Source organism: Pseudomonas corrugata, from assembly GCF_050920615.1.
GTDB classification, from domain to species: Bacteria; Pseudomonadota; Gammaproteobacteria; order Pseudomonadales; family Pseudomonadaceae; genus Aquipseudomonas; species Aquipseudomonas corrugata.
The window spans coordinates 4351880-4364374 of sequence record NZ_CP130434.1 but is presented as its reverse complement, the minus strand read 5'-3'; the positions used below and the strand labels follow the sequence as shown (position 1 = coordinate 4364374).

17 protein-coding genes are annotated in these 12495 nt (G+C 61.4%); 6 read left to right on the top strand and 11 right to left on the bottom strand.

The annotated features are described in order from the left end of the window. Positions 1-234: a hypothetical protein gene (locus QZH45_RS19025; RefSeq protein WP_053190949.1), complete on the bottom strand. Its 234-nt coding sequence runs from the start codon at positions 232-234 to the stop codon at positions 1-3. 16 nt (positions 235-250) lie between these two features. Continuing rightward, entirely contained in the window at positions 251-1045 is a 795-nt protein-coding gene (locus tag QZH45_RS19020) for a hypothetical protein (protein ID WP_053190952.1), read from the bottom strand. Between the two features lie 82 nt (positions 1046-1127). Between QZH45_RS19020 and QZH45_RS19015 the strand changes: the two genes are divergently transcribed. Beyond that, a complete protein-coding gene (locus tag QZH45_RS19015) occupies positions 1128-1289 on the top strand; it encodes a DUF2986 domain-containing protein (RefSeq protein ID WP_069018280.1) in 162 nt (53 codons plus the stop codon). A gap of 151 nt (positions 1290-1440) precedes the next feature. Here the strand turns inward: QZH45_RS19015 and QZH45_RS19010 are convergent, their stop codons facing one another. Next, positions 1441-2262, bottom strand: coding sequence for an AraC family transcriptional regulator (locus QZH45_RS19010; RefSeq protein WP_024778602.1), 822 nt, complete (start codon positions 2260-2262; stop codon positions 1441-1443). Between the two features lie 92 nt (positions 2263-2354). Here QZH45_RS19010 and QZH45_RS19005 point away from each other — a divergent pair, with 92 nt between their 5' ends. After that, positions 2355-3566: an MFS transporter gene (locus QZH45_RS19005; RefSeq protein WP_053190955.1), complete on the top strand. Its 1212-nt coding sequence runs from the start codon at positions 2355-2357 to the stop codon at positions 3564-3566. A 374-nt stretch (positions 3567-3940) separates the two neighbouring features. Here QZH45_RS19005 and QZH45_RS19000 read toward each other — a convergent pair whose 3' ends face one another. Further along, the gene (locus QZH45_RS19000) at positions 3941-4432 is read right to left on the bottom strand and encodes a DUF1543 domain-containing protein (RefSeq protein ID WP_024778600.1); all 492 of its coding nucleotides are present in this window, start codon (positions 4430-4432) and stop codon (positions 3941-3943) included. Positions 4433-4541: 109 nt separating this feature from the next. On the opposite strand from QZH45_RS19000, the gene QZH45_RS18995 reads away from it, so the two are divergent. From QZH45_RS18995 to QZH45_RS18985, 3 genes are read left to right on the top strand one after another with little or no spacing between them, the layout of a single operon-like run. After that, positions 4542-5081: a chalcone isomerase family protein gene (locus QZH45_RS18995; RefSeq protein WP_053190957.1), complete on the top strand. Its 540-nt coding sequence runs from the start codon at positions 4542-4544 to the stop codon at positions 5079-5081. A gap of 2 nt (positions 5082-5083) precedes the next feature. Beyond that, positions 5084-5620 carry a DUF3833 domain-containing protein gene (locus tag QZH45_RS18990; protein WP_053190959.1) on the top strand — a complete coding sequence of 179 codons (537 nt, stop codon included), beginning with the start codon at positions 5084-5086 and terminating at the stop codon, positions 5618-5620. Then, positions 5617-5922, top strand: coding sequence for a DUF6482 family protein (locus QZH45_RS18985; protein WP_024778597.1), 306 nt, complete (start codon positions 5617-5619; stop codon positions 5920-5922). The genes QZH45_RS18990 and QZH45_RS18985 overlap by 4 nt, the downstream gene beginning before the upstream one ends. A gap of 12 nt (positions 5923-5934) precedes the next feature. On the opposite strand, the gene QZH45_RS18980 is transcribed toward QZH45_RS18985, so the two are convergent. The 7 genes from QZH45_RS18980 to QZH45_RS18950 all read right to left on the bottom strand — a co-directional run bounded on the left by QZH45_RS18980 (position 5935) and on the right by QZH45_RS18950 (position 11440). Then, the gene (locus QZH45_RS18980; protein ID WP_053190962.1) at positions 5935-6423 is read right to left on the bottom strand and encodes a DUF2878 domain-containing protein; all 489 of its coding nucleotides are present in this window, start codon (positions 6421-6423) and stop codon (positions 5935-5937) included. Then, positions 6423-7685: an SAM-dependent methyltransferase gene (locus QZH45_RS18975; RefSeq protein WP_024778595.1), complete on the bottom strand. Its 1263-nt coding sequence runs from the start codon at positions 7683-7685 to the stop codon at positions 6423-6425. The genes QZH45_RS18980 and QZH45_RS18975 overlap by 1 nt, the downstream gene beginning before the upstream one ends. After that, the gene (locus QZH45_RS18970; RefSeq protein WP_053190964.1) at positions 7660-8469 is read right to left on the bottom strand and encodes a DUF1365 domain-containing protein; all 810 of its coding nucleotides are present in this window, start codon (positions 8467-8469) and stop codon (positions 7660-7662) included. Before QZH45_RS18970 ends, QZH45_RS18975 begins: the two co-directional genes overlap by 26 nt. Further along, positions 8466-9713, bottom strand: a complete 1248-nt coding sequence (locus QZH45_RS18965; RefSeq protein WP_053190966.1) for an NAD(P)/FAD-dependent oxidoreductase — start codon at positions 9711-9713, stop codon at positions 8466-8468. Before QZH45_RS18965 ends, QZH45_RS18970 begins: the two co-directional genes overlap by 4 nt. Before the next feature lie 6 nt (positions 9714-9719). Further along, entirely contained in the window at positions 9720-10472 is a 753-nt protein-coding gene (locus tag QZH45_RS18960) for an SDR family NAD(P)-dependent oxidoreductase (RefSeq protein WP_024778592.1), read from the bottom strand. After that, the gene (locus QZH45_RS18955) at positions 10469-10891 is read right to left on the bottom strand and encodes a nuclear transport factor 2 family protein (protein ID WP_024778591.1); all 423 of its coding nucleotides are present in this window, start codon (positions 10889-10891) and stop codon (positions 10469-10471) included. The genes QZH45_RS18960 and QZH45_RS18955 overlap by 4 nt, the downstream gene beginning before the upstream one ends. A 102-nt stretch (positions 10892-10993) precedes the next feature. Continuing rightward, positions 10994-11440, bottom strand: a complete 447-nt coding sequence (locus tag QZH45_RS18950) for a PAS domain-containing protein (RefSeq protein ID WP_053190968.1) — start codon at positions 11438-11440, stop codon at positions 10994-10996. 147 nt (positions 11441-11587) lie between these two features. Between QZH45_RS18950 and QZH45_RS18945 the strand changes: the two genes are divergently transcribed. Continuing rightward, on the top strand, positions 11588-12475 hold the full coding sequence (locus tag QZH45_RS18945) for a MerR family transcriptional regulator (RefSeq protein WP_053190970.1): 888 nt from the start codon (positions 11588-11590) through the stop codon (positions 12473-12475). Positions 12476-12495 lie beyond the last annotated feature (20 nt).

The window sequence follows — 12495 nt, the reverse complement described above, 5'->3', positions numbered from 1 at the left end:
TCAACCGAAAGAAGGCATCGGCCCCAGCGAATTCAGAATCCAGGTGATCGCTGCCGCCGCCACGAGCACCGCGACTACCACGCCGATGAACAGCCACTTCAGGATCTTCGGCAACACCGGCGGCTTGGACCGTGGCGCGAGCGCTTCTACGGTGAGCCTCATCTCTTCGGCGCATCGCGGGCAGGCCGCGTTGTCGTCGAGGATGAGGCTCCTGCATTGATCACAGATTTTCATGTCGTCGACTCGGGGCTCAGAATTTGTGGACGATACCCAGCCTACCCATGATTTCCAACGCATTGACCAGGCCCAAGCCGTTCATGGACAGGCAGGCAAAGGTCTGGTGCTCATCGAAGTGAGTACCGATGGCCAGCAGTTTCAGGTCATGGGCATCCAGTTGTGCGTTGAAATACTGGAGCAGCGCCCGTTCCCAATCGTTGGCGCCGTTGATGGCATCGACGGTTCTACGGTCTGGTGTCGCGATCTCGATGTTCAATTGCCTCAGCGGGGCAAGGGTGTTGACGGCGATGACCCCGCAGGACGACCACTCTTTCCATTCGAACTCGGCCAATTGATTGGCCTGGGCAAGGGCTGATGCGACTTGAGTCCACGCCCAGTCCCACTGTGCCGTTGGCGGCGCAATGCCTTGAATGAGCGCTTGCGCGCGATCCTCGTCGAACAGGCAATCGAACAGATCGGCCAACGTCTCGACCCGATCGGGCTGTGGCTCCTGAACGTCCAGGTCCCGGCTCAAGCGTTGCCACAGAGTGGCAAGCTCCTCCCAGTCTTCCTCATCCATGTCATCTTCGATCACTTTTGCCTTGTCGCCGCGCTGGTAGTTGTCCAGCCGTGTCTTGAGGACACGTATCGCGTCGTCGGCGAGATCGACTTCATAACTGCGGTAATCCAGGTAGTTGGTCTGGAAAACGACGCGATCGGGAAATATTTCCTGGACAAGATCTTCTTCTGCGTCGAAATACGCCGCACCCTCGAGCGCGCCATGGGCGGTGATGATGCGTTGGAACGACAGGGCGTCGATTGGGTTCATGTGGGTCCGATCATAGGGGATTATGGCGTTCACGGGTTGATGTCTGTCATTATCCTGAAAGCCGGAATTTGAGCAGAAGCGTATGAATCGTCAGAAGAAAATCAAGCAGCTACTAAAGGCCCACGCTAAAAAGGCGAGTGCCAAGTTGGCGCCGAAAAACAAGCCCAAGTACATCAGTAAAGCGGATCGATTGAAACTGGCTGCTGAGTCCAGTGAAGACTCGATCATTACCTCTGAGGCTTGAGCGAAGTCAGTTAGTAGGTCACAAGACTGTGGGAGCGGGCACGTCGTCGCACACAGATGTTGCATGTCCCGCCAATCCCCTGTGGGAGCGAGCCTGCTCGCGATAGCGGAATATCAGTCAGCCGCCACTGGCAAATCTGGAAACGCTCCTTTCAGGTAAAGAACTTGCTCGGCGTCTTGCCAAACTGCTTCCTGAACATGTTCGTAAACGCACTCGGACTGTCGTACCCCAGCGCTAGCGCGACATCGATGATTTTTTCTCCCACTGCCATTCGCTCAACCGCTTGCAGCAGGCGAGCCTGCTGTCTCCATTGTCCGAAAGTAATCCCGGTTTCCTTGCGAAACAGCCGCTGGATCGTCTTCCCATCAAGGCCGAGGCGGGCGCTCCAGTCCGACAGTGTCGAGCCATCGGCAGGGTCGCCTTGCAGCGTGACGCAGATCTTCTTGATCCGTGGGTCCGTGGGTTGCGGAAGGTGCAGTGGTAGGGTGGGGAGGAGGGCGAGCTCATCTAGAATCAACGCCATCACCCTGGCCGCGCGGGTGTTCGGGGCATGGGGGAGCGGCAGGTGCACGGCGACCTTGATCAACTCACTCAACAGGGCGGAAATGCTGACGGCCTTCGTTTCGGTCGGAAGGTCTGCCACTGCATCAGGCCGGACGAATACGCTGCGCATTTTGACGTGCCCCACGCACCGCACGGAATGTACCTGCCCGCGTGGCATCCACAGCCCCCGGTTCGATGGGACCGTCCACTGGCTTGATGCCGTATGCACCACCATCACGCCTTCGACGGCGTAGATCAGTTGGTGCTTTTCGTGGGAGTGCGATGCGATCAGCCAATTATCGGGGTAATCGGTCGCCCTCCCGATCATCGTCCAGGCACCCTCATCAATCTCGAGCAACGCTTCATTCAACGGTTTGATCATGATGTCCTTTTTGCGACGGTTGATTCCCTTGTCCAGTGAGACAGACATTTTCGTGGATTCTAGGATTATGACGCGCCTGTCAGAAAGTGCTGCCACCTTCTGCCCGTTTTTTTCAGACCTATCGCCTGGAAGCTTTTGTCATGTCCACCACCGCCACAGCCTCGACCACGGCCTCCGTCGTCAACCAAACGAGCCCGCTTGTCATGCGGGTCATCGGTGCCTGTGCCCTCGCGCACCTGATCAATGACCTCATCCAGGCCGTGCTGCCTTCCATCTATCCGATGCTGAAGGCCAACTACGGCCTGACTTTTACCCAGGTGGGATTGATCACACTGACTTTCCAGTTGACCGCCTCGCTATTGCAACCGTGGGTGGGCTATCACACCGACCGTCATCCCAAACCCTGGCTGTTGCCTGCCGGGATGGTCTGCACCCTCATCGGCATCCTGATGCTGGCGTTCGTCGGCAGCTTCGGCGCCATCCTCCTGGCCTCCGCGCTGGTGGGTATCGGCTCGTCGACGTTCCACCCGGAAACCTCGCGCGTGGCACGGCTCGCTTCAGGTGGTCGCTATGGGTTGGCGCAGTCAACGTTTCAGGTCGGCGGTAATGCCGGCAGCGCCTTCGGTCCGTTGCTGGCCGCAGCCATCGTGATCCCTTATGGGCAGGGCCACGTTGCCTGGTTCGGCCTGTTTGCGGCCTTCGCAATCCTCGTGCAATACGGCCTGAGCCGCTGGTATCGCAATCACCTCAACCTGTTCAAGCTCAAGCAGGGCGGCAAGGCGACCCACGGCCTGTCCAGGCAGCGAGTGACCGCTGCCCTGGTGGTCCTGGCGTTGCTGGTGTTCTCCAAGTATTTCTACATGGCGAGTTTCACCAGCTACTTCACGTTCTACCTGATCGAAAAATTCCAGCTGTCGGTGACCAGTTCCCAGCTGTACCTGTTCCTGTTCCTGGGATCGGTGGCCGCCGGCACCTTCTTCGGTGGTCCCATCGGCGACAAGATAGGCCGCAAGAAGGTCATCTGGTTCTCGATACTGGGCGTGGCACCGTTCACCCTGGCGCTGCCTTATGTGGACCTGTTCTGGACCGGTGTGCTCAGCATGATCATCGGCTTCGTCCTCGCCTCGGCGTTCTCTGCCATCGTCGTCTTTGCCCAGGAACTGGTGCCGGGCAATGTCGGCATGATCGCCGGCGTGTTCTTTGGCCTGATGTTTGGTTTCGGCGGGATCGGTGCTGCCTTGCTGGGGTATCTCGCTGATATCCACGGTATCGAATATGTCTACACGCTGTGCTCCTACCTGCCGTTGCTGGGTGTGTTGACCATTCTGCTGCCTTCGACCAAAGGCGTCTGAAAGCGGGACTGCTTCATTTGGCTGATGTCCCTCTGTGGAAGCTTGCTCGCGATAGCGGTACATCAGCCGCTGAAATACTGAATGTGCCGCCGCCATCGCGGGCAAGCCCAGCTCCCACAGGTCCGGCGCTGTACGCAGAGACATGCATCTCGCAGATTCGCTGTGGGAGCGAACCTGCTCGCGATAGCGGTAGTGCAGTCACCGGGATGCTGGATGTGCCGCCATCATCAGAGAAAAAATCATTCCCTGAGCGATTTCTTGACCATCAGGCAGGCTCTCCGATACACCACCAGTGGACGTCGACCTCATCGTCGCTCTGGGTTACGTCAGTATTTCATAGCGATAGGGTCAAGCGCTTCAAGCAAGCCCAGTCTTCAGATCCGGATGTAATCACTGCATTGGCGGATACCCTTGTGAGTACCTGCGACCAGATGGACGTAATGACCGTTCACCCAGTCAACCGGCAGGCAATCATCCACCTCAAGCACTGTATCGGTGTGTGACTTGAGCCATTCCGCCGGCATGCGTCGCTTGCCCAATTGCCTGGCCTGGGCCTTGTCCCGAGCCACCACCAGCAGGTAGCGGTGTGCCTCGCCAAACACGTCGCGCTCGTAGCCACCAAGGTTGATGAAAAACAACCTTGGTTCATGGGGCGCCGGGGCCATCGGGCTGAGTTCCACCCGGTAGGTATCGATGCCGTCGACTTCCCACCAGGAGTCGATGTGCAAACCCGCTTGGCTACCGAACCAGGCCTGGCGCAGTTGAGGGTATGCGTGTTCCAGTGAGTCCGCCTGCGTGAACACGACGTCGTGTACCTCGATGCTGGCGCGGGGATGACGGCCACCGAGCATGACTACGTACAGCATGAAAACTCCTTTCAGGGGGGCCGTGTAGCGCATAAATCTATACATGCTTTGAATTTATCTGTACAAGAAACTAATCTTGTACAGATATTTATCATTCTACAGGTTTCTCATGGCGCATCCTGTTCGTTGGGCCTGCCTCTGCCTGATGCTGACGGTGATGTCGTCGGTCGCCGCGGACTGGCGAAAAACGCTGCCAACCGCGCAACGGCTGGGTGAGGGTGAATTCACCTGGTTCGGCCTGCGCCTGTACACCGCCCGGTTGTGGACCGTCGGCCCGGTTCAGGACTGGAACCAGCCCTTCGCCCTGGAGCTGCTTTACCACCGATCAATCTCCCGGGAGACACTGGTTCAGGCCAGCCTCGAGGAAATGCGGCGGCTTGGCGCCGACGGCGTGACACCCCAATCCCTTGCGGCCTGGCCCCAGGCGATGGAGGCCGCATTCGTGGACGTGCGCCCCGGCATGCGCATCACCGGCCTGTATCTGCCGGGCAAGGGTTGCCGCTTCTATGTGGACGGCAAGCTCAGTCATGAAATTGCCGACCCGGTGTTTGCCCGGGCGTTCTTCGCCATCTGGCTGGATCCGCGAGCCCGCGACCCACAATTGCGCCAGCGCCTGCTTGGCCTGGCCGACAACGACCGAGGGACCTGAACATGTACAAAGCGCTTTTACTGGTTGCCTGCCTGTTTCTCGGCAGTTGTGGCAACGTCGGTGTCGACCGCTACGCCGGGGAGCGTCCGTATTTGGACCTGGCGGCATTTTTCTCGCGACCGGTACAGGCTTGGGGGATGTTCCAGAAGCGATCCGGGGAGGTGGTCAAGCGCTTCCACGTTCGCATCGACAGTCGCCGGGAAGGAGAGCGGCTGATCCTCGACGAGCATTTCCTCTACAGCGACGGCACGCGGCAACAGCGCACCTGGACAATTGTGCCGGACGGCCCGGGTCGCTGGCGCGGAACGGCAGGGGACGTGATCGGTGAGGCCCGGGGCGAAGTGGCCGGTAACGCGCTGCGTTGGCGTTACCGGCTGGACCTGCCTGTCGAAGGGCGGCACTGGGAAGTGGACCTGGACGACTGGATGTACCTGATGGATGACGACACCCTGATCAACCGTTCGAGCATGAGCAAACTGGGGGTGGAGATTGGCCAGATCACCTTGTTCTTCCGTCGCCTGCCGGAGGGCGCGCCATGAATTTGAATCACCTCACCGAGCGAGTCATGGCCGGAGAAGTCGAAGCGCTTGAACTGCTATCGCTGGAAGGCGGCTTCTACATCCTGCGCGCCATTACCGCTGCCGGTCCGGTCACACTGAGCGATGCGCAAGGGCAGCCTGTTCGATTGCGTTCATCCACCGAGCTTCGCCAGTTGCTGATCGACCTGCCACCGGTGCCGTGCACGCTGGTGCAGCACGTAGTGCATGATGAAATGTGCGGACAGCGGGACGGTCCCGTCGCGCCGTTGCGGCTGCCGTTGACGCTGGCTAGCCAGTGGTAGGGATGCCGAGGGTCAGCGCCACGCCGCGATGCGCAGGAGCAGGGGGAAGGCCATCGTCCAGACCGCGCCCAACAGCAGGCCCGTTTCCATAGCGCCCAGCGGCATGGCGACATCCGCCACCCTGGCACCGCCTATGTAAGCCAGCGGGCCTCCCACGGCCCCCAGCAACGCCCCGCGCCAAAAGGGCCGGCCGGCCCAGGCCAGGCTGTGGCGCAAGCCGCTGGCCAGGACCAGCCATAACAGCGCCAGCCACAGGGGGAGCGGCCAGGTATCGAATCGAAACACCTCAAGTGATCCTAGCAGGCTGTCCAGCGCGCAACCGGCCAGGGCGGTGCGTAGCAGGGCCTTTACCTCGCCCTTGAAGTCCGGGCACAGGCACAGGTGCAGGGCCAAGCCGACGGCTACCAGCGGCAATAGCCAGGGGCGTTGGGCCCCCAGCACGCAGATCCACCAGCCGAACTGCAACCAGAGGGCATTGACGACCAGCCATCTTCCCGGCATCAAGCCTGCCCGGGCAAGGCCGCACGCCGTGCCTGGGGCGCGGCCCAAAGCAGTTGCGCCACGCCAATGGCGCGCTCCTGGAAACCGCCCTGGCAATAACACAAGTAAAACTCCCACAGGCGCTGGAACGTATCGTCGTAGCCCAGTGTCGTCAGTTCGGTGCGCGCCTGGCGCAAGTTGTCACGCCAGTGCTCCAGGGTGCGGGCATAATCCACGCCGAAATCCTCCAGGTGCACGAGGTTGAGCCCGGTGTGACGGCTGGCGGTGTCCAGCATCACGCTCAACGAGGGCAGGGCGCCGCCCGGGAAGATGTAGCGTTGGATGAAGTCCACCGAGCGCCGTGCCTGGGCATAACGCTGGTCGCGGATGGTGATCGCCTGCAACAGCATGAGACCATCGGATTTGAGCAGCGCCGCACACTGGCGGAAGTACACCGGCAGGTAACGGTGGCCGACGGCTTCGATCATTTCGATCGAGACGAGCTTGTCGAATGTGCCCTTGAGGTCACGGTAGTCCTCACGCAGCACCGTCACGCGCTGCTCCAGCCCCAAGGCATGGACGCGTTGCAGGGTATGGGCGTATTGCGCCTCGGAAAGCGTGGTAGTAGTGACCCGGCAACCATGCCGGGTGGCTGCGTGGATCGCCAGGCTGCCCCAGCCGCAACCGATCTCCAGCAGATGATCGCCGGGGTGCAGTTCCAGCTTCTGGCAGATGCTTTCCAGCTTGTGCAACTGGGCTTGCTCCAGCGTTTGTTCGGGGTGCTCGAACTGGGCGGCGGAATACATCATGGTCGGGTCCAGCAGCCGCTCGAACAAGGCATTGCCCAGGTCGTAATGGGCCAGGATATTGCGTCGGGAACCGCGCCGGCTGTTGTGGTTCAACCGATGCAACAACCGCAGGGCCGGGCGACCCAAGCGCGCCAGACCGCCCTCAAGGGCGTCGAGCACGTCCAGGTTGGCGACGAACAGGCGGGTCACCAGCGCCAGGTCCGGGCTGCGCCAGAAGCCGTGGATGTAAGCCTCGCCTGCGCCGATCGAGCCATTACCGGCAATCATGCTCCAGGTGGTGTCATCGAGGATTTCCACTTCGGCCTGTAACGGGCTGGCGGCATCACCGAAGCTCCACTGGCGCCCATGACAGAGCAGCCGCAGATGCCCGTGGCGCAGTTTGCCCAGTTGAGCGAGCACGGCGGTGCGCGCCAGCCCGCCGAGCAAAGGCGCCAGGCCCGTGGACTTGCTAACGCTCAGAGTGGAATTGGACATGATCGGGGTTCTCGCAAGGTTGGCCGAGCGCCAGGTCGCCCTGGCGGGTCGTGTGGTCATGGATAGGAGTGCGCTTGAACAACAGGCGCAGGGCTTGCCAATAAATGGCCGAGACAGTGCGCAGGCTCATCCATGGGAAAGCCAGGATGTATCGGTGCAGCGCCTTTCGATCCAGCGGCTGGCGGCGCAATGCCAGGTCAGCCTCGAAAACCTTGTCGGCGCCTCGCCAGTTCTCCATGTGGATGCGCACCTGTTGCTCGTCCAGGAAGAATCGCAGGTGATAGTCCATATCCATTGGCATGAACGGCGACACATGGAAGGCTTTGGCCACGGCGAACGGTTTCGCGAGGTTGCCTTGCACCGGCAGCACATAATGGAAACGTTCACGCCACGGGGTGTTGCGCACCTCAAGCAGGATCGCCGCCAGGTGCCCGTCGCGGTCGTGGCAGAAATAGAAGCTCACCGGGTTGAACGACAGGCCCCAGCAACGCAGTTGCGCGAGCAGGCGGACCGGGCCTTCGGGCGTTTGCCCCGTGGCCTGTCCGACCAGAAAACGGGCGGCCTGGGCCAATGACTCGCCTTGGCGGGTCAGCGCGGGAAGATAGTCGGTCTCGCGCCAGCTCAACGGCGCCAGACGCCAGCGACCCAGCCAGCGCGACAGGCCGAGTAGCCAGGTTTGCTCGTCCAGGTCCAGGTAGAACAGGCCGATCCGGTAGCGGAAGACATGGCGTCGCGGCGACAAGCGACGGTGGCTGATCCAGCCCAGGCAAAGGCTGCTGTTCACAATGTCTCTCCGAAATGCTCAGCCACCTTCAGCGCGCTGACCACCCCGTCCTCGTGAAAGCCGTTGCCCCAGTAGGCGCCGCAGTAGTAGCTGAATTGCTGGCCCTGCAGTTGCGCCTGGTCCGCTTGCGCGGCGGATGCGGCGAGGCTGTATTGCGGATGGGCGTATTGGAAGCGGGCGATGATCTTCGCCGGGTCCACCAGCGCCGTCTGGTTGAGGCTCACACAGAAGGTCTGCGACGCCTGGATACCTTGCAGGATGTTCATGTTGTAGGTCACTGCCGCTGGGGCCTGGCCGCTGCCGCCGAGGCGATAGTTCCAGCTGGCCCAGGCCCTCCTGCGGCGCGGCAGCACGCGGCTGTCGGTGTGCAACACGACGTCATTGTTGGCGTAGTGAATAGCGCCCAGCACGGCGCGCTCTTTCAGGCTGGGCGCCTCCAGCAGCGCCAGGGCCTGATCGCTGTGGCAGGCGAACACCACATTGTCGAAACGTTCGGGGCCGGCGGTACTGGTAAGCGTTACACCGCCTTCGTCGCGGCTGACCCGGCGGACCTTGCAATTGAGGCGAATACGTTCAGCGAACGGTTGGCACAGCGGCGCGACATAACTGCGCGAGCCGCCTTCGATGACCCGCCATTGCGGACGCTGATTCACCGACAGCAAGCCGTGATTGCGACAGAAGCGCACGAAGAACTGCAGGGGAAAATCGAGCATGTCCGCGGGAGACATCGACCAGATCGCCGACCCCATGGGCACGATGTAGTGCTTGATGAAGCGATGACCGTAGCCCTGCGCCCGGAGGTAACTGCCCAGCGTGGTGTTGGCGTCGATACGCCGCTCGTTCAGGTCTGCGAGTGACTGGCGGTTGAAGCGCAGGATGTCGCGCAACATTCCCCAGAACCCCGGCGACACCAGATTGCTGCGCTGGGCGAACAGTGTGTTCAGGTCGTGACCGTTGTATTCCAGGCCAGTGAGAGGGTCATGCACGGAGAAACTCATCTCGGTCGGCCGTGAGGCGACCTTGAGCTGATCGAGCAAGCGGATGAAGTTCGGATAGGTCCAGTCGTTGAAGACGATGAAGCCGGTGTCGATCGCATGCTGTTCGCCGCGCCAGTCCACATCGACGGTATGGGTATGGCCACCGATCCATTCGTCCGCCTCGAAAACCGTCACTTCGTGTTTGCGTGACAGCAGGTGGGCGCAGGTCAGGCCTGCGATGCCGCTGCCAATGATTGCTATACGCATCGCTCATCAGTCCTGTTCATGACGGGCCAGACGTTGGCCCAGTATCAGGCGCAGGCGCGGGGGCATGGCCCCGAGCAGGCGCAACGCCAGGGTGAAAATGCCGGGGAAATTGATCTCCAACGGGCGCCGGGGCAGACGCTTGGCGAGGTGCCGGGCGGCGCGTTGCGCGGACCACAGTTGCGGCATGGGGAAATCGTTGCGGCGCGTCAGTGGCGTGTCGACGAAGCCTGGGCTGACCAGGGTGACGTCGATGCCCTCGCGGACCAGGTCGATACGCAGCGACTCCACCAGGTAGCGCACGGCCGCCTTGGATGCACCGTAGGCACCGGCGCGGGGCAAAGCCAGCCAGGTCACCGAACTGCCCATCACCACCAGGTGGGGACGTTGGCCAGCACGCAGCAAGGGCAGGGCGCCCGCCAGGCAATGGCTGACCCCCATGAGATTGGTACGGATCACTCGCTCGATCACGGCCGGGTCGAAATGGCCCGGCTCCAGGTATTCGCAGGTGCCGGCGTTGAGGATCGCCATGTCCAGCGCTCCCCAGGCCTGCTGGATCCGGGCTGCGATCGCGGCCACCTGCTCCGGGTCGTCGAGATCACCAATGGCCAAAAGTACCTGGCCGGGAAAACGTTCCGCCAGAGGCGCAAGGCTATCCGCGCGGCGACCGCCCAAAGCCACTTGGTGGCCTTGCTCCAGCAGGCTCTGCGCGAGCGCGGTACCGATACCGCTGCTGGCACCGGTCAACCAGCAGCGGCTCATGCCAACCTGCCCTTGAGCCAGCGGATCGCGCCGCCCATGACCGGAATGTGTTCATACAGCAGGGCGCCTGCGTCGAAATAATCCTGATGAAAATGAACCCGGTCGCGCCACTGCAAGTGGCTGCAGCCTTGCAAAGTGATGTGCTGGCCGCGGGCCAGGCGTGGATGGCGGAATTGCAGGGTCCAGCGCAGGTAACCCTCTCCAGGCCGGACTTCGTCGGCGCTGGCGAAGGCATAGCGGATATCGTCGGCGTTGGCATATAGCTCGAAGAAGTAGGCACGCAGGTCCGTCAGGCCCCGAATCTGATGCAGGGGATCGCGGAAGATGATGTCTTCGCTGTACAGCTTTTCCAGTGCGTCGAGGTTGTCGCCTGTCAGGGTGGCGAAGTCCTCGGCGAATTTCTGTAGGTAGGCTGACATGCGGCACTCCAGATAATCCTGTACAAAAATGAAATGTTGTACAGATATGTCTGAAGCGTACGGCTAAATTTGTACAAGTCAATCCCTTGTACAGTTTTTTGTTTAGCTGTTGGTCTCGGCAAGTTGCTGGCGCAGTTGCGCAACCTCTGCTTCCAGAGCGCGAACTTGCTCCTCGGCGGCTATTTGCGCCGTGACGTCGCGCTGGATGCCGATGTAGTACGTCAGTTGGTCCGCTTCGTTGTACACGGGTGTGATGGACAATTCGTTCCAGAACAGGCTGCCGTCCTTGCGGTAGTTACGCAGGACCTGGCGGCAGGGTCGCCCTTGGCTGATTGCCTCGCGGATGGCGGCGATGCCCGCCTGGTCATGATCCTGGCGCTGGAGAAAGCGGCAGTCCTGGTAGAGGATGTCGTCGCCGCTATAGCCGGTGAGGCGCTCGAAGGCGGGATTGGTGTAGATGAGGATACTGTCATCGCCCTCCCGCTCGGCGACGACGATGCCATCGTTGGAGTTCTCGACCATCAATTGCAGCAGTTTTGCGTCGATCATTTGGCCCACCCACGAAATTATGCAGCGTTCTGTGTAGCGCACCTGTGCGAAGCACCGGCGCGGTTTGCCACATGATGACCTACGGATGCTCGCCGCAGAAAGACTGTATGGGTTTAGAATGTGCCACCTCTCGGATAAATCCCTCGTATGACTGAAGCCACTTCACCCGATTTGCTGCCCATGCGTGATGTGGTCAGCCTGACCGGCATCAATCCGGTAACACTGCGTGCCTGGGAGCGGCGCCATGGGCTGATCCGCCCGCAGCGCACCGAGGGTGGCCATCGGTTGTATACGGCCAATGACGTGCAGCGCATACGCGACATCCTGCGCTGGACGGCCGGAGGTCTATCCATCAGCAAGGTCGGCGAGATGCTTGAAGGCCAGCGCGAGGCGGTCCCGCCCCAGGACAGCGAGCTTGAAGATTGGCGCGCGGCCGTTGTGGACGCCACGAGAGCCTTCGATGCTCAGGCGCTGGAAGCACTCTATCGCCAGCTGTTCATGCTTTTGCCCAAGGCTGTGGTGCTGCGCAAGGTCCTGATGCCAGTCTGGCATGACCTGGCTTCGGGCATTGCGCCGGGTGAGTGCAGCCAATGGCTGTTCCTCGATACGTTCCTGCGCGGCCGTCTGCTGTTGCGCCTGCAGATGGACCAGGCGGATGCGCCGCGGGTGCTGTTGGCGGGCACCGAAGGGCACGCCGAGCTGCAATTGCTAAGCGCCGGGGTGCTGCTGGGCGGCCAGCAACAGCGCATCGAGGTGCTCGGCTGCGGGCAGCCATTGGAAGAGCTTCCCCTTGTGTGCGCGGCTATCCAGCCGGCAGCGCTGGTGATTGCGCTACAGGCGCCGGTGAACCCGATCCTCGCCAAGCGTCTTCGTTCGTTGCAGATGGACATCGCATCTCCATTGGCCCTGATAGGCGCGGGGCTGGGCCGCTCGCAAGCCGCCTTGCAAGGCATTCCGCTGTGCCTGTTGAACGAACAGGACGCCGATGTCGAAGGCGTGCTCAACGCCTTGATCAGGGGCAGCCTGGATCTGTGAGCAGCGTTTGCACGGCGCAG

Bases quoted from the DNA above. Each gene is read 5' to 3' on its own strand.
- QZH45_RS19025 (WP_053190949.1), bottom strand. From the start codon at position 234: ATGAAAATCTGTGATCAATGCAGGAGCCTCATCCTCGACGACAACGCG.
- QZH45_RS19020 (WP_053190952.1), bottom strand. From the start codon at position 1,045: ATGAACCCAATCGACGCCCTGTCGTTCCAACGCATCATCACCGCCCAT.
- QZH45_RS19015 (WP_069018280.1), top strand. From the start codon at position 1,128: ATGAATCGTCAGAAGAAAATCAAGCAGCTACTAAAGGCCCACGCTAAA.
- QZH45_RS19010 (WP_024778602.1), bottom strand. From the start codon at position 2,262: ATGTCTGTCTCACTGGACAAGGGAATCAACCGTCGCAAAAAGGACATC.
- QZH45_RS19005 (WP_053190955.1), top strand. From the start codon at position 2,355: ATGTCCACCACCGCCACAGCCTCGACCACGGCCTCCGTCGTCAACCAA.
- QZH45_RS19000 (WP_024778600.1), bottom strand. From the start codon at position 4,432: ATGCTGTACGTAGTCATGCTCGGTGGCCGTCATCCCCGCGCCAGCATC.
- QZH45_RS18995 (WP_053190957.1), top strand. From the start codon at position 4,542: ATGGCGCATCCTGTTCGTTGGGCCTGCCTCTGCCTGATGCTGACGGTG.
- QZH45_RS18990 (WP_053190959.1), top strand. From the start codon at position 5,084: ATGTACAAAGCGCTTTTACTGGTTGCCTGCCTGTTTCTCGGCAGTTGT.
- QZH45_RS18985 (WP_024778597.1), top strand. From the start codon at position 5,617: ATGAATTTGAATCACCTCACCGAGCGAGTCATGGCCGGAGAAGTCGAA.
- QZH45_RS18980 (WP_053190962.1), bottom strand. From the start codon at position 6,423: ATGCCGGGAAGATGGCTGGTCGTCAATGCCCTCTGGTTGCAGTTCGGC.
- QZH45_RS18975 (WP_024778595.1), bottom strand. From the start codon at position 7,685: ATGTCCAATTCCACTCTGAGCGTTAGCAAGTCCACGGGCCTGGCGCCT.
- QZH45_RS18965 (WP_053190966.1), bottom strand. From the start codon at position 9,713: ATGCGTATAGCAATCATTGGCAGCGGCATCGCAGGCCTGACCTGCGCC.
- QZH45_RS18960 (WP_024778592.1), bottom strand. From the start codon at position 10,472: ATGAGCCGCTGCTGGTTGACCGGTGCCAGCAGCGGTATCGGTACCGCG.
- QZH45_RS18955 (WP_024778591.1), bottom strand. From the start codon at position 10,891: ATGTCAGCCTACCTACAGAAATTCGCCGAGGACTTCGCCACCCTGACA.
- QZH45_RS18950 (WP_053190968.1), bottom strand. From the start codon at position 11,440: ATGATCGACGCAAAACTGCTGCAATTGATGGTCGAGAACTCCAACGAT.
- QZH45_RS18945 (WP_053190970.1), top strand. From the start codon at position 11,588: ATGACTGAAGCCACTTCACCCGATTTGCTGCCCATGCGTGATGTGGTC.